18 protein-coding genes, 1 tRNA gene and 1 pseudogene are annotated in these 18,270 nt (G+C 71.3%); 12 read left to right on the top strand and 8 right to left on the bottom strand.

Annotation, left to right across the window (positions count from 1 at the left end):
* Positions 1-10 precede the first annotated feature (10 nt).
* A complete protein-coding gene (locus ASD19_RS03340; RefSeq protein ID WP_055988746.1) occupies positions 11-979 on the bottom strand; it encodes an IS481 family transposase in 969 nt (322 codons plus the stop codon).
* A gap of 77 nt (positions 980-1,056) precedes the next feature.
* Complete coding sequence (locus ASD19_RS03335) at positions 1,057-1,713, bottom strand: hypothetical protein (protein ID WP_055988740.1); 657 nt, start codon at positions 1,711-1,713, stop codon at positions 1,057-1,059.
* A gap of 238 nt (positions 1,714-1,951) precedes the next feature.
* Between ASD19_RS03335 and leuA the strand changes: the two genes are divergently transcribed.
* Positions 1,952-3,706, top strand: a complete 1,755-nt coding sequence (gene leuA / locus ASD19_RS03330) for a 2-isopropylmalate synthase (RefSeq protein ID WP_055988739.1) — start codon at positions 1,952-1,954, stop codon at positions 3,704-3,706.
* 18 nt (positions 3,707-3,724) lie between these two features.
* Here the strand turns inward: leuA and ASD19_RS03325 are convergent, their stop codons facing one another.
* Positions 3,725-4,528 (bottom strand): trimeric intracellular cation channel family protein, encoded by an 804-nt coding sequence (locus tag ASD19_RS03325; RefSeq protein WP_082542942.1) that lies wholly within the window; start codon positions 4,526-4,528, stop codon positions 3,725-3,727.
* An 88-nt stretch (positions 4,529-4,616) separates the two neighbouring features.
* Here ASD19_RS03325 and recO point away from each other — a divergent pair, with 88 nt between their 5' ends.
* The 3 genes from recO to ASD19_RS03310 are packed head-to-tail and all read left to right on the top strand — an operon-like array spanning position 4,617 to position 6,916.
* On the top strand, positions 4,617-5,360 hold the full coding sequence (recO, locus tag ASD19_RS03320; RefSeq protein ID WP_055988745.1) for a DNA repair protein RecO: 744 nt from the start codon (positions 4,617-4,619) through the stop codon (positions 5,358-5,360).
* Positions 5,357-6,178 carry an isoprenyl transferase gene (locus ASD19_RS03315; protein WP_055988738.1) on the top strand — a complete coding sequence of 274 codons (822 nt, stop codon included), beginning with the start codon at positions 5,357-5,359 and terminating at the stop codon, positions 6,176-6,178. Before recO ends, ASD19_RS03315 begins: the two co-directional genes overlap by 4 nt.
* 42 nt (positions 6,179-6,220) lie before the next feature.
* Positions 6,221-6,916, top strand: a complete 696-nt coding sequence (locus ASD19_RS03310; RefSeq protein ID WP_055988737.1) for a DsbA family oxidoreductase — start codon at positions 6,221-6,223, stop codon at positions 6,914-6,916.
* Here ASD19_RS03310 and ASD19_RS03305 read toward each other — a convergent pair.
* Complete coding sequence (locus ASD19_RS03305) at positions 6,913-7,407, bottom strand: glutathione peroxidase (protein WP_055988736.1); 495 nt, start codon at positions 7,405-7,407, stop codon at positions 6,913-6,915. The genes ASD19_RS03310 and ASD19_RS03305 overlap by 4 nt on opposite strands.
* A 56-nt stretch (positions 7,408-7,463) precedes the next feature.
* Here ASD19_RS03305 and dusB point away from each other — a divergent pair, with 56 nt between their 5' ends.
* From dusB to ASD19_RS14700, 7 genes and pseudogenes are all read left to right on the top strand, one after another.
* On the top strand, positions 7,464-8,642 hold the full coding sequence (gene dusB, locus ASD19_RS03300) for a tRNA dihydrouridine synthase DusB (protein WP_055988735.1): 1,179 nt from the start codon (positions 7,464-7,466) through the stop codon (positions 8,640-8,642).
* Positions 8,593-10,026 carry a deoxyguanosinetriphosphate triphosphohydrolase gene (locus ASD19_RS03295; protein WP_082542939.1) on the top strand — a complete coding sequence of 478 codons (1,434 nt, stop codon included), beginning with the start codon at positions 8,593-8,595 and terminating at the stop codon, positions 10,024-10,026. The genes dusB and ASD19_RS03295 overlap by 50 nt, the downstream gene beginning before the upstream one ends.
* Positions 10,026-11,951, top strand: a complete 1,926-nt coding sequence (gene dnaG / locus ASD19_RS03290; protein ID WP_055988733.1) for a DNA primase — start codon at positions 10,026-10,028, stop codon at positions 11,949-11,951. Before ASD19_RS03295 ends, dnaG begins: the two co-directional genes overlap by 1 nt.
* Positions 11,952-11,999: 48 nt before the next feature.
* Positions 12,000-12,782, top strand: a complete 783-nt coding sequence (locus tag ASD19_RS03285; RefSeq protein WP_055988732.1) for an ATP-binding cassette domain-containing protein — start codon at positions 12,000-12,002, stop codon at positions 12,780-12,782.
* Positions 12,783-12,837: 55 nt separating this feature from the next.
* Positions 12,838-12,913 (top strand) — tRNA-Asn (locus tag ASD19_RS03280).
* A gap of 120 nt (positions 12,914-13,033) precedes the next feature.
* Positions 13,034-13,585 carry an NYN domain-containing protein gene (locus ASD19_RS03275; protein ID WP_055988731.1) on the top strand — a complete coding sequence of 184 codons (552 nt, stop codon included), beginning with the start codon at positions 13,034-13,036 and terminating at the stop codon, positions 13,583-13,585.
* 100 nt (positions 13,586-13,685) lie between these two features.
* A pseudogene (locus ASD19_RS14700) lies at positions 13,686-13,787 on the top strand (RidA family protein); the annotation flags it as partial.
* On the opposite strand, the gene ASD19_RS14980 reads toward ASD19_RS14700, so the two are convergent.
* The 4 genes from ASD19_RS14980 to def all read right to left on the bottom strand — a co-directional run bounded on the left by ASD19_RS14980 (position 13,745) and on the right by def (position 17,067).
* Positions 13,745-15,160, bottom strand: a complete 1,416-nt coding sequence (locus ASD19_RS14980; protein ID WP_055988730.1) for a DUF222 domain-containing protein — start codon at positions 15,158-15,160, stop codon at positions 13,745-13,747. The pseudogene ASD19_RS14700 and the gene ASD19_RS14980 sit on opposite strands and share 43 nt — an antisense overlap.
* A 200-nt stretch (positions 15,161-15,360) precedes the next feature.
* Positions 15,361-15,837 (bottom strand): cupin domain-containing protein, encoded by a 477-nt coding sequence (locus ASD19_RS03265; RefSeq protein ID WP_055988729.1) that lies wholly within the window; start codon positions 15,835-15,837, stop codon positions 15,361-15,363.
* Between the two features lie 29 nt (positions 15,838-15,866).
* Positions 15,867-16,394 (bottom strand): septum formation family protein, encoded by a 528-nt coding sequence (locus tag ASD19_RS03260; RefSeq protein WP_055988728.1) that lies wholly within the window; start codon positions 16,392-16,394, stop codon positions 15,867-15,869.
* Between the two features lie 106 nt (positions 16,395-16,500).
* Complete coding sequence (gene def / locus ASD19_RS03255; protein ID WP_055988727.1) at positions 16,501-17,067, bottom strand: peptide deformylase; 567 nt, start codon at positions 17,065-17,067, stop codon at positions 16,501-16,503.
* 41 nt (positions 17,068-17,108) lie between these two features.
* Here def and ASD19_RS03250 point away from each other — a divergent pair, with 41 nt between their 5' ends.
* On the top strand, positions 17,109-18,224 hold the full coding sequence (locus ASD19_RS03250) for a DMT family transporter (protein ID WP_442922499.1): 1,116 nt from the start codon (positions 17,109-17,111) through the stop codon (positions 18,222-18,224).
* The last annotated feature ends 46 nt before the right edge of the window (positions 18,225-18,270 follow it).

The raw sequence follows: 18,270 nt of genomic DNA, 5'->3' as shown, positions 1-18,270 counted from the left end.
ATGTACTCGGTCATGAGGTTGGTGACACCCGGCTGATCGGGGGTCGGCCGCCGCAGGCGGTGTGTGGTCGAGCGTAGTTGTAGTGCTCGAGCCAGGGCGCGAGCGCTTCGGCGCGGTGCTGGTTGGAGACGTAGGGGGCGCGGTAGGCCCAGTACTCCTGCATGGTGCGGTTGAAACGCTCGGCCTTGCCGTTCTGCCAGGGACAGTGCGGCCTGGTCGTGATGTGCTTCGCGTCGAGCGCGGCCAGTTGCCCTTGGAACGCGGCGGAGACGGTGTAGTTCTTCGCGTTGTCGGTCATGACCTCGCGGATGTGGATGCCGTGGCGGGCGAAGAACTCCGCCGCGGCGGCGAGGAACGCCGCGCAGGTGGTGCCCTTCTCATCGGGGAGGATCTGCGCGAACGCGAGCCGGGAGTGGTCGTCGACGGCGACGTGGACGTAGTCGAACCCGAGCTTCACCCGGCGGTCCCGGCCGTGGTTGTGATCGATGAAGTCGGGACCCTGGGAGCGCCAGCCGCCGCCTTCGGGGATGCGGCCGAGCTTCTTCACGTCGATGTGGATCAGATCTCCCGGGGCGTCGCGTTCGTAACGGACCTGGGTGCGCCGCGACGCTCGCAACGCGATCCCCGTGACCGGGTCCAGCTCATGCAACGCCGGAAGGCCCGCCCTCGCGATCAGCCGGGAGGCGGTGCGCGGGCTGACCCCGCAACGGCGGGCAACGTCGTCGCGGCCGAGCCGCTCGCGCGAGCGCAGCTCGACAACCGCGGCTGCTGTCGCCGCGGGAGTCGCCCTCGGCGACGAAGCGGGGCGAGAGGACCGGTCGGACAGCCCGGCCTCACCCACGGCGCGGTACCGGGCCAGCCAGCGGTGAGCGCACTGGCGCGAGATGCCCATCTCCTTCGCGACGTGCGCGACAGGACGGCCGGCGAGGACCCGGCGCACGAGAATCAGACGGCCCGTGGACCAAGAGAAGGCCTCCACTTCGGTGACGTTAGACACCACCAATCGTGGAGGCCTTCTCCCTACCCGAGTGTCACCAACGTGCCGACCGGGTACATCTAGGGCGCGGGCTTCAGCACCGACTGGACGATCACGACGCCGTCGCCGAACTCGGCGTCCGCGGCCTCCTGGTACGTGCCGTGGTCCCACATCACCTCGACCCAGACGTAGCCGTCCTGCGTGTAGGAGCCGAGCATCGTCTCGTGGTCCGCGAGGCGGTCCATGACGGTCTGCTGGATCTCGGCGAGCTCGTCCTCGGGCGTGGTCCCGGGGCGTCCGCCCGTGGGGTCCTCGGGCGCCATCGGATCGAACAGCGCCAGCAGCACGGGATCGGCCGTGGGCGTGAACGTCTCCCCGTCGTAGCGGCCGGTCACGGCGTACGCGCCCCAGGTGTGGTCGGAGGCGGTCTCCTCGCCCTCGACCGCGTCCCAGTCCCACCCGACGATCGGGATGCCGCCGCACTGGGGCGGGTAGGACTGGGCGACGGCGCCCAGGCACAGCTCGACGGACCGGCCTCCCGCGTCGAGCGGCTTGTCCATCACGGTGCCGGTCGCGAGCACGTCGCGCTCGGGAGGCCCGGGCTCGACGTCGCCGAAGCGGGGCGGCTCGGCGCCGGGCGCCGGCGCGTCGTCGCGCGGCGTGGCGCACGAGGCGAGGAGGGCGAGGGCGGCGATCGCCGCCGCGGAGGCGGTCGCGCGGCGCAGGACGGTGCTCATACCCAGGAGTGTCGCCCGGCGCGGGATCGTCTCACACTGAGCATCCTGCACGGTCGCCGGGCCTGTGGGGTCGACCCGGGGGACTCCTGATGACGCATTCTGCGTGCTACCCTCGTTCCATGCGCCTCGGTGGGCTCCTTCTCCTTAGCCGCCGCGACGAGACCTCGATCTAGGGCCTCCTCGTCGCGGAGATCGTCGTGGCCCGACACACAACGACGAACCGGAAGAGCGACACCCCATGGAGAACACCCAGAAGCCCAGCGGCATGCCGGTGCACAAGTACCGCCCGTACCACGAGCAGATCCGCGTCGATCTGCCCGACCGCACCTGGCCGGCGAAGCGCATCGAGAAGGCCCCGCGCTGGTGCGCGGTCGACCTGCGCGACGGCAACCAGGCGCTGATCGACCCGATGAGCCCCGAGCGCAAGCGGATCATGTTCGAGCTGCTCGTGAAGATGGGCTACAAGGAGATCGAGGTCGGCTTCCCGTCGGCCAGCCAGACCGACTTCGACTTCGTGCGCCAGCTGATCGAAGAGGGCCTGATCCCCGACGACGTCACGATCCAGGTCCTGACGCAGGCGCGCGAGCACCTGATCGCCCGCACGTACGAGGCGATCAAGGGCGCCAAGCAGGCGATCGTGCACCTGTACAACTCGACGAGCGTGCTGCAGCGCGACGTCGTGTTCCGCACCGACAAGCAGGGCATCGTCGACATCGCGCTCGAGGGCGCGCGGCTGTGCCGCAAGTACGAGCAGACCGTGCCCGAGACCGCGGTCTACTACGAGTACTCGCCCGAGAGCTACACCGGCACCGAGCTGGAGTTCGCGGTCGACGTCTGCAACCAGGTCCTGGAGGTGTTCGAGCCGACGCCGGAGCGGAAGGTGATCATCAACCTGCCCGCGACCGTCGAGATGGCCACGCCCAACGTCTACGCCGACTCGATCGAGTGGATGGGCCGCCACCTGAACCACCGCGAGAACGTGATCATCTCGCTGCACCCGCACAACGACCGCGGCACGGCGGTGGCCGCGGCGGAGCTGGGCTACATGGCCGGTGCCGATCGCATCGAGGGCTGCCTGTTCGGCAACGGCGAGCGCACGGGCAACGTCGACCTGGTGGCGCTGGGCGTCAACCTGTTCACGCAGGGCATCGACCCCGAGATCGACTTCAGCGACATCGACCACGTCAAGCGCACGGTCGAGTACTGCAACCAGCTGCCGGTGCCCGAGCGCAGCCCGTGGGCCGGCGACCTGGTGTTCACCGCGTTCAGCGGCTCGCACCAGGACGCGATCAAGAAGGGCTTCGAGGCGATGGCCGCGAAGGCCGCCGCGCAGGGCGTCACGGTCGACGACATCGAGTGGGCCGTGCCGTACCTGCCGATCGACCCGAAGGACCTGGGGCGCTCGTATGAGGCGGTCATCCGCGTCAACTCGCAGTCGGGCAAGGGCGGCGTCGCCTACCTGCTGAAGACCGACCACGCACTGGACCTGCCGCGCAAGCTGCAGATCGAGTTCTCGGGCGTCGTGCAGGCCAAGACCGACGCCGAGGGCGGCGAGGTCACGAGCGACCAGATCTGGGAGATCTTCCAGGACGAGTACCTGCCGTCGAAGCACGAGGAGGCCCGCTGGGGCCGCTTCGAGATCCTCGGCACGAGCACGCGCAGCCACCTGGACGGGAACGTGGCGCTCGAGGTCGTGCTGCGCGACGGCGACGAGCGCATCGAGCTGTCCGGGCACGGCAACGGCCCGATCGCGGCGTTCCTCGGAGTGCTGCGCGAGCAGGGCATCGACGTGACGCTGTACGACTACGTGGAGCACACCCTGAGCGCGTCCGGCGACGCGGAGGCGGCCGCCTACGTGGAGCTGCAGGTCGACGGCGAGCGCCTGTGGGGCGTCGGCATCGACGGCGACATCTCGACAGCGTCGCTGAAGGCGATCGTGTCGGGCGTCAACCGCTCGATCCGGGCCCGCAAGCCTGAGCTCGCCGCGGTCTGAGCCCTCCCGGCCGGATGCTCAGCGATCGGGGAGGTCGTCGTCGCCGGCGGCCTCCCCGGCCTGCTCCGCCGCGGCTTGCGCCTGCTCGGCGGCCTCCTCCGCGCGCTCGGCGGCGGCCTCGGCCTGCGCGAGCATCTCGGATGAGATGACCGGGATGGCCGAGGTCTCGAGCAGCACGCGGCGTCGGTGGATCCTGCGCTGCTCCGGCAGGGAGACGTCGAAGATCACGGCGAGCAGCCGGATGACGGTGGTGACGACGATGCCCGCCACGGCGGCGGGCACGATGGGGAGCCCGAGCTCGTAGCTCACGCCCAGCACGGTGCATCCGGCGGCGGCGGCGACGGCGTACAGCGACCCCACGTGCATGATCGCGATGGGCAGGCCCATCGCGATGTCGCGCGCGACGCCGCCGCCGACCGCGGCGAGCGCTCCGATGAAGATCGACGGGACGAGGGGCAGCCCGGCGGCGAGCGCCTTGCTCGTGCCGAATGCGCCGTACAGGCCGATCAGCACCGCGTCGAGCGCCACGATGAGCCTGTTGAGCCGCTGGAACAGGCCGGCCAGCAGCATCCCGGCCAGCGAGGCGAGGACGGCGGTCGGCAGGTACCAGTTCGACTGCATCGCGGCGGGGGTGACCCCCAGCAGGATGTCGCGGATCAGGCCGCCGCCCAGCCCCACGATGATCCCGATCAGCGCGACGCCGAGCAGGTCGAGGCGCCGCTGGCCCTGGAAGCCCGACGCGAAGACCGCGCCCTGCACCCCGCCGACGCCGACGGCCACGAGGTCGGCCCACAGGGGCAGGACGAAGGTCGGGGCGGTCACGCCTCCCATCGTGGCATCCGGCGCCGGCGGTCGGGGAGAGGAGCCGCGCCTGAGCCGATTCGGAGGTCGCGCGGCGGATACTTGGATGGTGCCCACCTATCGAGACGAAGCCGTCGTGCTGCGCACCCACAAGCTGGGCGAGGCCGACCGGATCGTCACGATGCTGAGCCGCGGCCACGGCAAGGTCCGCGCGGTCGCGAAGGGCGTGCGCCGCACGTCGTCGAAGTTCGGCGCGCGGCTCGAGCCGTTCATGGTGGCGGACGTGCAGCTGTATGAGGGGCGCTCGCTCGACATCGTGCAGCAGGCCGAGTCGCTCGGCACCTACGGTGCCGACATCGCTGCCGACTACGACCGCTACACGGCGGCCAGCGCGATGGTCGAGGCGGCCGACCGGCTCACGCACGACGAGGCGGCGCCGAACCAGTACTACCTGCTCGTCGGCGCGCTGCGCTCCCTGTCCCGCGGCGAGCACGCGCCGCGCGGCACGCTCGACTCGTACCTCCTGCGCGCGCTGTCGCTCGCGGGATGGGCGCCGGCGCTCGAGGACTGCGGGCGCTGCGGCGCGCGCGGACCCCACGAGACGTTCCTCGCGCAGCTGGGCGGCACGGTCTGCGCGCGCTGCGCCCCGGCCGGCACGCCGCGCGTCAGCGCGTCGGTGCTCGCGCTGCTGCGGGCGCTCCTGGCGGGGGACTGGCAGGTCGTGGAGGCGGCCTCGCCGCGCGACGCGGATCAGGCGTCCGGCCTCGTGTCGGCGTACGTGCAGTGGACTATGGAGCGCGGCATCCGCGCGCTCTCGCAGACCCGCGGTCTGCCCGACCGAGGACGGCGATGACCCCCAAGCCCTACACGCATCGCGACGCGGTGCCGTACCGACCGATCGACTGGACGGGCCTGCAGGCGCCGGACTACGGCAGGGACGCGCCCGGGCACGTCGCGATCGTGATGGACGGCAACGGCCGCTGGGCGAACCGCCGTGGGCTGTCCCGGATCGAGGGGCACAAGGCGGGGGAGGAGGTGCTCCTCGACGTGGTCGCGGGGGCCATCCAGGCCGGCGTGAAGCACCTGTCGGTGTATGCCTTCTCGACCGAGAACTGGCGGCGCTCGCCCGACGAGGTGCGCTTCCTGATGGGCTACAACCGCGACGTCCTGCACCGCCGACGCGACCAGCTGAACGAATGGGGCGTGCGCATCCGGTGGGCGGGCCGCACGCCGCGCCTGTGGGGCTCGGTGATCAAGGAGCTCCGGTACGCGGAGCGGCTGACGGCCGGGAACGACGTGCTGACGCTCACGATGTGCATCAACTACGGCGGCCGCAACGAGATCCTCGACGCCGTGCGCGCGGTCGCGGAGGACGTCGCCGCGGGGCGGCTGAAGCCCTCGGGCATCACGGAGAAGACGCTGCGGCGGCACTTCTACGTGCCGGACATGCCCGACGTCGACCTGTTCGTCCGCTCGAGCGGCGAGCAGCGCACGTCCAACTTCCTGCTCTGGCAGGCGGCGTACGCCGAGATGGTGTTCCTCGACACGCTGTGGCCCGACTTCAGCCGCGCGGACCTGTGGCGCGCGATCGACCTCTACCTCGGCCGCGAGCGACGGTTCGGCGGTGCGGTGGACGCGCCCGACGCGCCCGACGCGGCCGCCGGTTCATGACCCGCGCGGAATACGCCGCCGGCGCGACGCGTTGAGGACGCCGTGACCGACGCCTCGACGCCCGCGCCCATCCGGATCGACATCTGGAGCGACATCGCCTGCCCCTGGTGCTACATCGGCAAGCGCAACCTCGAGAACGGGCTGGCCTCGCTGGCGGGCGACGCGGACGCGCCGCAGGTGGAGATCACGTATCACTCGTTCGAGCTGTCGCCCGACACGCCGGTCGACTTCCACGGCTCGAGCGAGGACTTCCTGGCGCAGCACAAGGGCATCACGCGCGAGCAGGCCAAGCAGATGAACGACCGCGTGGCGAAGATCGCCGAGCAGCAGGCGGGCCTGCACTACCGCTTCGACCTGCAGCAGCACACCAACACGGTCAAGGCGCACGAGCTCATCCACTTCGCGAAGGAGCACGGCCGCCAGGTCGAGATGACCGAGCGGCTGATGTCGGCGTACTTCGTCGAGGGCCGGCACGTGGGCCGCGTCGACGAGCTGGTCGAGCTCGCGGGCGAGGTGGGCCTCGACGCCGACGCCGCACGCGACGCGCTCGAGAGCGACCACTACCTGCCCGCCGTCCGTCAGGACCAGGCCCAGGCCCGCGCGTTCGGCATCAACGGCGTGCCGTTCTTCGTGATCGACGGCAAGTACGGCGTCAGCGGCGCCCAGCCGCCCGAGGCCTTCGCCCAGGTCGCCCGCCAGGTCTGGGCCGAGCACCGCGGCGAGCAGCCCGCGAGCTAGCTCAGCGCCTTCTCGATCGCGGCGACGATCTCGGGGTCGTCCGGCTTCTGCGGCGGGCGGAACCGCTGGACGGTGCCGTCCGGGAGCACCAGGAACTTCTCGAAGTTCCACGCGACGCGGCCGGCCTTGCCGCCGTGGTCCGGGGTCTTCTTGAGCGCCTTGTAGAGCGGGTGCGCGTTCGGCCCGTTCACCTTGATCTTGTCGTTCACGGGGAACGAGACGCCCCATGTCATGGCGCAGTAGTCGAGGATCTCCTCGATCGAGCCGGGCTCCTGGCCCATGAACTGGTTGCACGGGAACCCGAGCACGGTGAAGCCGCGGTCGCCGTACGTGCGCTGAAGCTGCTCGAGCTGCTCGTACTGCGGCGTCAGGCCGCACTTCGACGCCACGTTGACCACGAGGACGGGGCCGTCGAACTCGGCGAGCGTGCGCTCGGCGCCGTTCGCGTCGGTGAAGGGGATGTCGCGCAGCGAGGGGACGGCGTCGCTCATATCCCCAGGTTAGGCCGCTCGGCGATCACCCAAGGCGAGTCTGTGAGAATGGAGCCGTGACCTCCGTACTCGCTCCTGCCGCTTCCGTCGCCACTGGCGAGCGGCGCACGCTGAGCATCGGTCCGATCGACCTCGACGTGCCCGTCGTGCTCGCCCCGATGGCGGGGATCACCAACACCGCGTTCCGCCGCCTGTGCCGCGAGTACGGCGCGGGCCTCTACGTCAGCGAGATGATCACCACGCGCGCGCTGGTCGAGCGCAACGAGGCGACCATGCGCCTCATCCGGCACCACGAGTCGGAGACGCCGCGATCGATCCAGCTCTACGGCGTCGACCCCGTCGTCACGGCCGAGGCCGCACGGATCATCGCGGAGGAGGACCGGGCCGACCACATCGACCTGAACTTCGGCTGCCCCGTCCCCAAGGTGACGCGCAAGGGCGGCGGATCGGCGCTGCCGTGGAAGCTCGGCCTGTTCCGCGACATCGTCGAGGGCGCCGTCAAGGCCGCCGGCGACGTCCCGGTCACGGTCAAGATGCGCAAGGGCATCGACGCCGACCACATCACGTACCTCGACGCGGGGAAGATCGCCGAGGACGCGGGCGCGGCCGCGGTCGCGCTGCACGCGCGCACGGCGGCGGAGTTCTACTCGGGCACCGCCGACTGGTCGGCGATCGCGAAGCTCAAGGAGGCCGTCACGAGCATCCCGGTGCTCGGCAACGGCGACATCTGGAGCGCGGCGGACGCGGTCCGGATGATGGACGAGACCGGCTGCGACGGCGTCGTGGTCGGGCGCGGCTGCCTCGGCCGCCCGTGGCTGTTCGGCGAGCTCGCCTCGGCGTTCGGCGCCGAAGCGCCCGTCGTGGACGCCACGCTCGGCTTCGTCGCCACGGCCTTCCGCCGCCACGCCGAGCTCCTGACCGAGTTCTTCGAGAACGAGGACCGCGGCTGCCGCGACATCCGCAAGCACGTCGCCTGGTACTTCAAGGGCTATCCGGTCGGCGGCGACCTGCGCGCCAGCCTCGCGACCGCCTCGAGCCTCGCCGAGATCGACGACCTCCTGGCCCAGCTCGACCACAGCGCCCCATACCCCGGCGCCGCGGCCGAGGGGCAGCGCGGGCGCGCCGGCACGCCCAAGCGCCCGGTCCTGCCGCAGGGATGGCTCGACTCGCGCGAGATCGGCGAGGATGCGAGCTGCGAGCTCCAGGACGCGGAGCTGGACACCAGTGGCGGCTGACGGGACGCGCCCGGGCGGGTACGGCGAGGCCGACGCCGAGCGCTTCTTCGCCGAGAAGCACCGCTCCGAGCGCGACGACTTCGCACGCGACCGCGCCCGCGTGCTCCACTCCGCGGGTCTGCGCCGCCTGGCCGCCAAGACGCAGGTGCTCAGCCCGGCGAGCACGGCGGACTTCGCACGCAACCGGCTCACGCACTCGCTCGAGGTGGCGCAGGTCGGCCGGGAGCTGGCGATCGCGCTCGGCCTGTCGGCCGACGTGGTCGACACGGCGTGCCTCAGCCACGACCTGGGTCACCCGCCGTTCGGCCACAACGGCGAGCGCGCGCTGAACGAGTGGGCCGAGCACATCGGCGGCTTCGAGGGCAACGCGCAGTCGCTGCGCATCCTGACGCGGCTCGAGGCCAAGGTGCTCGACGATCGCGACCACTCCGTGGGGCTCAACCTGACCCGCGCCAGCCTCGACGCCACGTGCAAGTACCCGTGGACGGTCGACAACCCCATCCCGGACCCGGGGGGACGGCTGAAGTTCGGCGTCTACCCCGAGGACGAGGCGGTGTTCCACTGGATGCGCGAGGGCGCGCCGGGCCGGCTGCGCTGCATCGAGGCGGAGGTCATGGACCTCTCCGACGACATCGCGTACTCGGTGCACGACTTCGAGGACGCGGTCGTGAACGGCTACGTCGACCTGCAGATCCTGTCGGACCCGGTCGAGCATCACCCGCTGATCGGCCGGATCCAGCAGTGGGTGGGCTACGACTACTCGCGCGAGGAGCTCGCCGACGGCCTGTACCGGCTGACGCAGCAGCCGATGTGGCTGAAGACGTTCGACCGGTCCCGGCAGGATCTCGCGCGCCTGAAGAACCTCACGAGCGACCTGATCGGCCGCTTCGCCCGCGCGGCGGTCGCGGCCACGCGCGAGGCCTACGGCGGGCCGTCGCTGGCCCGCTACGGCGCGCACGTGATCGTGCCCCGCGTGATCGACGTCGAGATCGCGGTGCTCAAGGGCATCATGGGCTCGGCGATCGTCACGATCGACGCGCGCAAGGGCGTCTACAAGGAGCAGCGCCGCGTGCTCAAGTGCCTCGCGGACGCGCTCTGGTCCACCGACGCGCTGTGGTCGGCGGGCGCCGACGTGCTGGAGCCCGCCTTCGCGGCCGACTTCCTGGCCGCCGAGACCGACGCCGAGCGCGCGCGCGTCGTGGTCGACCAGGTCGCGAGCCTGACCGACCAGACCGCGGTCGACTGGCACAACCGTCTGGTCGGCGAGATCGACCCCGCCGAGGTGGGCATCTGGACGCCGCGCCACGCGCGTCCCGTCGACCGCTCGCACGGCACCCGCACCCGGCCGGGCGCTCCGGAGCCCGTGGACGCCGGGGCCCGCTGATGCCGCGCATCCGCCAGGCCGACGTCGAAGAGGTCAAGGCGCGCACGAACATCGCCGACATCGTGGGGGAGCGGGTCGCCCTGCGCTCGGCGGGAGTCGGGTCGTTGAAGGGCCTCTGCCCGTTCCACGACGAGAAGAGCCCGAGCTTCCACGTTCGGCCCCAGGTCGGCTACTACCACTGCTTCGGATGCGGCGAGTCGGGCGACGTGTACACGTTCCTGCGCGAGATGGACCACGTCACGTTCACCGAGGCCGTCGAACGCCTGGCGGCCCGGATCGGATACACGCTGCACTACGAGGACGGCGGGCCCGCGCCCGAGACGAGCGGCCGCTCGCGCCTGTTCGCCGCCAACGCGGCGGCAGCGGAGTTCTTCCGCGCGCAGCTGATGTCGCCGGAGGCGGAGGCGGCGAGACGGTTCCTGGGGGAGCGGGGCTTCGACGCGGGCGCCGCGGCGCACTTCGCCGTGGGGTACGCGCCCAAGGGCTGGGACAGCATGCTCAAGGCGTTGTCGGCGCAGGGCTTCACGCGCGAGGAGCTCACCACAGCAGGCCTCGTGTCGACCAATCAGCGCGGCGGCGTGTACGACCGCTTCCGCGGCCGGCTCGTGTGGCCCATCCGCGACGTCACCGGCCAGACCGTCGGGTTCGGCGCGCGCAAGCTCTACGACGACGACCAGGGACCGAAGTACCTGAACACCCCCGAGACGCCGATCTACAAGAAGGCGCAGGTGCTGTACGGGCTCGACCTCGCCAAGCGCGACATCTCGCGCGGCGACCCGAAACGCGTCGTGGTCGTCGAGGGCTACACCGACGTCATGGCCTGTCACCTCGCGGGCGTGACCACCGCGATCGCGACGTGCGGCACGGCCTTCGGCTCGGAGCATGTGACGGTCCTGCGACGCATCATGGGCGACGAGTCGGCGTCGGGCGAGGTCGTGTTCACGTTCGACGGCGACGAGGCGGGCCAGAAGGCGGCGATCCGGGCGTTCGCCGAGGACGGCCGCTTCAATGCGCAGACCTACGTGGCGGTCGCGCCCGACGGGCTCGACCCGTGTGACCTTCGTCTGCAGCGCGGGGACGGCGCCGTGCGCGGCCTCCTTGACCACCGCGTGCCGATGTTCGAGTTCGTGATCGATCGGCGCATCGCGGGCTTCGACCTCGGGAGCGTGGAGGGACGGATCGGCGCGCTGCGGTCCGCCGCACCGATCGTGGCGGCCATCCGGGACCGGATGGTGCGCGCCGGCTACGAGCGCGTGCTCGCCCGCAAGCTCGGCATGGAGCCCCGCGACGTGCACGGCGAGGTCGAGAGCGCTGCGCGGCGCGCAGGCGGCGACCGGGCCGGCGGCTCCGGCGATCGTGCCGGCGGTCGCGGCGACAGCCCGGCACCGCGCGGCGACGGGCCCCGGCCCATGCCGGGCTCGGAGCCGGCGGCCCCGCCTGAGCAGCCGATGCAGCGGGTCACCCTCGAGACGCTGCCGCGCACCACCGACGTGGCGCTCGAGCGGGATGCGCTCACGGGCGTCCTGCTGTACGGCCACCGGATCGATCCGGGCATCCTCGCTCGCGCGCTCGCGATCCCGTTCCGCACCACCGCCCTTGAGGCCGTCCGCGCGAGCGTGGCCGCAGCCGCGGACCGCACGCGCCCGGGCTGGGCCATGGCGGCGATCGAGGCCGTGCGCGAGCCCTACCGTCTGCTCGCGGGCCAGCTGCTGGCGCGGGACTTCCCGGCGCGCGACGACGACCACGCGGTCGCATCGGTCACCGACATCTGCCGCCGCCTGGTGCTGCGCGCGCTGGATCAGGAGAAGACCGAGCTGCTCGGCGCCGTGCAGCGCACGTCGCCCACGTCGGACGAGGGCCGAGCGCTGCGGGTGCGGCTCCGCGACATCGATGCCGAGCGCCGCGCGCTCATCGAGGTCGACTGACCAGCGGGACTGGTGCTGGCCCGGCCGCCCTGCGGCGGGCAGGATGGGATGATGTTCCGCGTCCCGGATGACCCCGCCAACGCAGTCGTCTGCAGCGACCTGAGCGTGAGCCGCCGCGGCCGCGGTCCCGAGACCCGGGCGGTGGACGGGGTGACGTTCACCCTCCCGGCGGGCGAGACGCTGTGCGTGTCGGGCCCCACCGGATCGGGCAAGTCCAGCCTGCTGTCGGTGCTGGCCGGTGTGACGGACGACTCACTCGTGGTGTCGGGCGGGCGCGCGAAGGTCACCGGCATCGACGTGCGCCGCAAGGGCCGGGACCGGCGGGTGCTGACCTACCGCGTGGGGCACGTGCCGCAGGGGGCCGCGGCCATCCTGCCCGCACGGCTCACGGTCGGCGAGACGATCGCCGAGCCGATCACGTCGCGCGACCGGCGCGTCAACGCCCGGGCGGTCGCCGTGCGCGTCGCGGCGCTGCTGGACGAGATGCACCTGCCCCTCGGCGCGGCCGAGAAGTTCCCGTTCGAGCTCAGCGCCGGCATGCGTCAGCGCGTGGTCTTCGCCCGGGCGCTCGTGCTGGATCCGCGCGTGCTGGTCGCGGACGAGCCGCTCGCCAACATCGACCTCGAGGTGCGGCACGTCGTCTACGACGCGATCGTGCGCCGCCGCCGCGAATGGGGCATGGCGGCGGTGATCGCGACCAACGACGAGGCATTCATCCGGGAGCTCGGCGCAGCTCAGCTGCGCCTGCACGCGGGGCATGTCGTCGCCCAGACGGCCGGGGGACAGGTGCTGTGGACGCCCGACACGCCAGGGCGCACGCCCGTGTCGTGAGCACGCTCCGGCGTTTGCTAATATCGTCTGGTTGCCCCGATGCGGGCGACAGTGATCCTCGGTAGCTCAATTGGCAGAGCAGCCGGCTGTTAACCGGCAGGTTCTTGGTTCGAGTCCAAGCCGGGGAGCCACTCCGAAAGCCCCGTCCTCGCGACGGGGCTTTCGTCGTCTGTGCTCATGCCGCGGCCCGTGGCACCCTGCTACGGTCGGGGTCAGCGGCCTCCGGCCGTCGGACGAACGGGGGATGGCCAGTGGCGGAACGCAGGACCTGGGTCCTGGTCGACGGCGAGAACATCGACGCAACCCTCGGCGGCTCGATTCTGGGGCGTCGGCCGCAGCCCGACGAGCGACCGCGGTGGGACCGCCTGCTCACATTCGTCGCGGAACGGTGGGGCAACCCAGCCAACGGACTCTTCTTCCTGAACGCCAGCACGAATCTGCCCATGCCCTTCGTTCAGGCGCTGCTCGCTCTCGGTTACCAGCCGGTTCCGCTGTCCGGCGCGGCTGACGCGAAGGTCGTGGACATCGGCATCCAGCGCACCCTGCGCGCGCTCGCCGACCGCGAGGGTGACGTGGTCCTCGTCAGCCACGACCGCGACTTCGTCGACGACGTCGCGCGGCTCGTCGGCGATCGGCGCGTCGGCGTGCTCGCTTTCCATGAGTTCCGCAGCGCTGAGTTCTCCGGCATCCCGGGACTCGAGCTGTTCGACCTCGAGTACGACGCCCGTGCATTCGACGCTCCGCTGCCGCGCGTGCGCGTCATCCCCATCGAGGAGTTCGACCCCGCCGACTTCCTGCGATGACGGATGCCGCGGCCCGCGGCCGCTGGGCGTCTCGCCGCGATGTCTGCGGGGCCTGGGCCTGAGCGGTGCGCGCCGCGGAGGCGACGATCACGGACGTGGCCAGGACGCGTTCGGCGATCACGACGTGCCGAGCGCACTGGTGGGCGTGACCGTGCTGGGCTACGAGGACCAGCTCGTCGAGATCGAGGCTGTCGCGGCGATCGCGGCCGACAGGCCTGGCGACTGAACTGCCCTCGGTGGTGGGTCCCACATCCATCGCAGCGGTGATCTGGAATGGAGGGGAACCGGTTCCCCGCCGGGTGGGTGCAGGACGAACGGCCCGCCCCGCTCTCGGGTGATGCGGTGTCCGTGGTGGTGCAGGTTCATGTGATGGAACCGACAGAGGAGTATGCCCCGGTCGTGGTGGGCTTCGCAGTAGGAGGCGGGCATGCCGCAGCCGTGCCACATGCATCCGCCGTCGCGGACGGCGAGGGCGATGCGCTGTTTCGGGGTGAACAGGCGCTGTTCCCGGCCGACGTCGAGCGGGTTCCCGCACGCGTCGACGGTCACGGGGGTGTACCCGGTGTTGCAGATGGCCTGCTCGATCGCGGGGGCGGGCAGGGAGTGCCCGCCGTCCTCGGTGTGCCCGGGCCCGGGCTTGCTGTCCTCGAGCACCGACACGAGCCGCACCCCGGGCTGCCGCGCGCCGAACACCTGCTCGGCATCGGCGAGCGCGCCGGCCCGGAGCGCATCCATGAGCAGGTCGTACTGGAGCTGCTCGTTCGAGCGCGGGTCCTCCACCAGCGACTGCGCCTTCGCGGCCTCCTCGCTGTCGACGAAGCGGGGTCCGCCGAGTCGGGGTCGGAGCCCGGCGGCGATGAGGGACTGCACCCACGCGGCGCCTTCGTCGTCGAAGTCCAAGCGGGCGTGTTTGCCGCCGTGGGCGTCGGTCCACATCCGGAACCCGCGTGCCTCGTACCGGGCCAGGAACCTCTCTTCCGCCCCCTCGGGGTCCAGCCGGTCCCGCACTGCCCGTGCCGTGGCTGCGAGGTCCTCGACCGTGTACTCCGACACCGCCGTGACCAGCTGTTCGGCGGCGAGCCGCCACGCCTCCTCGGCTCCTTCCGGCGGGGCGCCCAGCCCGCGGGTGATGGCATCCATCTGAGCCGAGGTCAGCGCGCCGTCGAGGAGCGCGCGGTCCAGCGGCGCATGCCACGGCACGGCGACGGGCACATCCGGTGCGTCGGCGACATCCGGCCCCTCCGTCTGTGCGGTCTCGAGCAGCGACTGCCCCAGCCGCACCTGCCGCGCTGCTTCGCCGCGCGAGGTCCCGGCCACCTCCTGCACCAGCGCGACCGCGTTCCGGTGCCCGCGCCCCTGCGCCAGCCCGCCATGGCCGGCATCCCGCGAGGACCGCGAAGCGACCACCCCGGCCGCGATCACACTGAACCGGTCGCCGTGTTTGCGCAACGCGGCCGACAGGTCCATGAACCGCAGCGCATCGTCATCCGACATCGCTGCGACCTGCGCGACGTCCGAGGGCACGAGCGTGGCGATCGCGTCCACATGCGCCTGGAAGTCATCGAGGAACGTCATACCCCGATCATCCTCCGGGCCACCGACATCCGGACCCCGGGAATCCCAGGTCCAAAGTGAAAACCGCAACTTCAGTGGATAACTCCGCGAACGCGCATCCTGTGGACGAAGGGCGCGGCCCGGAGGGGAGGCTCGGTGACGTTTCGACTCCGGCGCTGGCGCCCCTCCGCTCAACGACCGGGGCGGAGGGTGAACCCGCGTCAGGCGTGCTGATCCGGCGCGTCCTCGGAGGGCTGCACGGTCCAGGCGGGCGGCTCGTCGGCGCCCGAGGACTCGTCGCGCTCGGCGTCCTCGCTCGTCTCCTGCACGATTCCGCTCGCGTGATGCACCGGCGCGTAGACGGTGTAGAGCCGCAGCGGCTCGTCACCCGTGTTGATGACGTCGTGCCACGTGCCGGCCGGCACCTGGATCGACCAGCCGTCCTCGACGTCCTGCTCGAAGTCGAGCCGGTCCTCGGCCGGCCCCATGACGCACCGTCCGCGGCCCGCGTCGATGCGCAGGAACTGGTCGGTCTCGGGATGCGCCTCGAGGCCGATCGACTCGCCGACGGGGATCGACATGAGCGTCACCTGCAGGTAGCGGCCGGTCCACGCGACCGTCCGGTAGGTGTCGTTCTCGATGGTGGCGGTCTCGATGTCGAACGCGTTCGGACGTGGGCCGTTGTCCTCGATGGTCATGGCGGCGGATCCCTCCTGTCGTTGCGGCTTCAGCGGGCGGATCCCTCGAGGGACCCTTCGATCTCGACCGGGGCGCCATCGCCCGGCTCATAGACGACGCACTGGATGAGCCGGTCCTGCAGGCCGGTGTCGGTCCATCCGGCCTCGGTCGGCGTGAGGTAGATGTACTCGAGAACGGACTCCTCGTAGGCCTTGCCGACGAACGGCTCGAACGCTTTGTAGCAGCCCTCGTCCGCGGCCTGCTGGACCGCCTCCTCGCCGGGCCAGTCGCCGTCGGGCAGCTCGAACTCGTGGTAGATCTCGTCGGTGTGCGGCTCGGAGCACGGGACCACCGACGCCGACGACAACTGGCTGTCGTCACCGAGGCTCAGGCAATCGCCCACCTGGAGCTGGAACACGTCGACGTCCGCCGACTCGGTCACCTGGTTGGTCTCGTCGTCACGCTGCGGCGCTCCGCCGCCGAACAGCTGTCCGATCGTCGCACAGCCGCCGATCGCGAGCGTCGTCGTCAGGATGCCCGCCGCCGCGATCGTTCGCGCCCGGTGCGTCTGGACCATGGTCCGCCTCCGATCGGGTCCGGGGCAGGCGTGCCGCCGCCTCTGCGGCTCACAGTAGACCGGTCCGCGGCGGCGGTGCCAGCGCCGGCCCCGCCCAACGGGCGGATCAGCTCTCGAGGTCGTCGATGCCCGGCATCCAGCTGGCGCCCGGGCGTCCCCATCCGCGCTTGCGCGCGATCTTCGCCACCAGCTTCGCGTCCGATCCGGTGAGCCGGTCGATGTACAGCACGCCGTCCAGGTGATCGAACTCGTGCTGCATGATGCGGGCGCGCCAGCCGTCGACCTCGATGCGGACGGACTCGCCGTCGAGGTCGGTGCCCGTCACGACGACCCGCTCCGAGCGGCGCAGCGCGAACCGCTCCCCGGGGAACGACAGGCACCCCTCGGACTCCTCATCCTCGTCCGGCTCGCCCGGGACGAGCGGCGTCATCCAGAGTTCGGGGTTCAGGATGACCCCGCGCCACGGCGCGCCCTCGTCGTCCTCGTACGAGTACGTGAAGATCCGCAGCGGGACGCCGACCTGCGGCGCGGCCAGCCCGACCCCGGGGGCGGCATCCATGGTCTCGAACATGTCCGCGACCAGTGCGCGGATCTCGTCCGTGATCTCCTCGACGGGGGATGCGGGAGCGTGGAGGACGGGATCGCCCATGATGCGGATCGGGAGCACGGCCATGCCTCCAGCGTAATGCGGGGGTCGGCGGGTACCGTGGGACCGTGCAGTGGGGGACTCTGGCCGGAGTGGACGGCGTCGGCGAGGTGCTCGTCGGAGCGTTCCAGAACCCCGGGCTGCTGCTCGGCATCCCGCTCGCGCTCGCGGGCGCGGTGTTCATGTCGCTCGGCGCGCAGTATCAGAGCCAAGGCGTTCGCAAGGTCGAGCGCATCTCGGGCGAGACGGGCGAGACGGGTCTCGGAATCTCGCACCTCTGGCGCCTGCTCACGCGTCCGTCCTGGGTGATAGGCACGATCCTGCTGGCCGTCGCGATCATCTGTCAGCTCAGCGCCCTCTCGGTCGCGCCGCTCATCGTGGTGCAGCCGCTCGGCGCGGTGTCGCTGGTGATCACGACGCTCCTGAACGCGCAGATGACCGGCCACATCCCCACGCGCGCATCGCTCGGGTCCATCGGTCTGTGCGTGGGCGGCATCTTCCTGTTCGTGATCGTCGCCGCCCTGTACGCGACCGAGCGGCCGCTGAGCGACTTCGAGCTGCTCACGGTGCTGGCGATCCTTCTGATCGTGACGATCCTGCTCATCACCACGTGGGTCATGCTGCGCCACAGGATGAGCGCCCTGTTCTACATCTCCGCCGCTGGCGTGCTCTACGGCTTCGTCGCCACGCTCGCGAAGGTCGTGATCGTCCGGATCAAGTCCGGCGACTTCGAATGGATCACGATCGTGTGCCTGGTGGCGCTGCTCGCCGCGGCCGCAGCAGGCGGGTACTTCGTGCAGACGGCCTACTCGTCCGGGCCGCCGGACCTCGTGATCGCAGGCCTGACCGTGATCGACCCCATCGTCGCGGTCCTGATCGGCGCCATCGTGCTCGGCGAGGCCTCGCACGCGCCCGTGTGGGCGCTGGTCGTGTTCGTGATCGCGGGCGCGATCGCCTCCTACGGCGTGTTCCTGCTCGCACGGCACCACCCGCAGGTCGTCAGCGAGAGCCAGGAGCTCGGGATCGCCCGCGGCCGCGACGAGGGCATCGACCGGGCCGCCCGTCAGACGGGGGATCAGCGGGGCGCGACGGCGCTCGACGAGCTGCGCGCGATGCGGGATCCGGACGACCTCCTGACCCGGCGCATGCCGCCGGACGACGAGTCCGACGACGCATCGCGCTAGAGCGACATCCGGCGGCTGTTCCCATGGCGGCGCGGCCGTTGTGCGC

Source organism: Microbacterium sp. Root53, from assembly GCF_001426925.1.
Taxonomy (GTDB): Bacteria; Actinomycetota; Actinomycetes; order Actinomycetales; family Microbacteriaceae; genus Microbacterium.
This window is presented reverse-complemented; position numbering and strand designations above follow the sequence as displayed.

Excerpts from the sequence above, each read along its gene's own strand:
- ASD19_RS03265 (WP_055988729.1), bottom strand. The coding sequence starts at position 15,837 with ATGACCATCGAGGACAACGGCCCACGTCCGAACGCGTTCGACATCGAG.
- dnaG (WP_055988733.1), top strand. The coding sequence starts at position 10,026 with ATGCCGCGCATCCGCCAGGCCGACGTCGAAGAGGTCAAGGCGCGCACG.
- ASD19_RS03335 (WP_055988740.1), bottom strand. The coding sequence starts at position 1,713 with ATGAGCACCGTCCTGCGCCGCGCGACCGCCTCCGCGGCGGCGATCGCC.
- ASD19_RS03295 (WP_082542939.1), top strand. The coding sequence starts at position 8,593 with ATGCGAGCTGCGAGCTCCAGGACGCGGAGCTGGACACCAGTGGCGGCT.
- def (WP_055988727.1), bottom strand. The coding sequence starts at position 17,067 with ATGGCCGTGCTCCCGATCCGCATCATGGGCGATCCCGTCCTCCACGCT.
- ASD19_RS03315 (WP_055988738.1), top strand. The coding sequence starts at position 5,357 with ATGACCCCCAAGCCCTACACGCATCGCGACGCGGTGCCGTACCGACCG.
- ASD19_RS03260 (WP_055988728.1), bottom strand. The coding sequence starts at position 16,394 with ATGGTCCAGACGCACCGGGCGCGAACGATCGCGGCGGCGGGCATCCTG.
- ASD19_RS03285 (WP_055988732.1), top strand. The coding sequence starts at position 12,000 with ATGATGTTCCGCGTCCCGGATGACCCCGCCAACGCAGTCGTCTGCAGC.
- ASD19_RS03305 (WP_055988736.1), bottom strand. The coding sequence starts at position 7,407 with ATGAGCGACGCCGTCCCCTCGCTGCGCGACATCCCCTTCACCGACGCG.
- leuA (WP_055988739.1), top strand. The coding sequence starts at position 1,952 with ATGGAGAACACCCAGAAGCCCAGCGGCATGCCGGTGCACAAGTACCGC.
- ASD19_RS14980 (WP_055988730.1), bottom strand. The coding sequence starts at position 15,160 with ATGACGTTCCTCGATGACTTCCAGGCGCATGTGGACGCGATCGCCACG.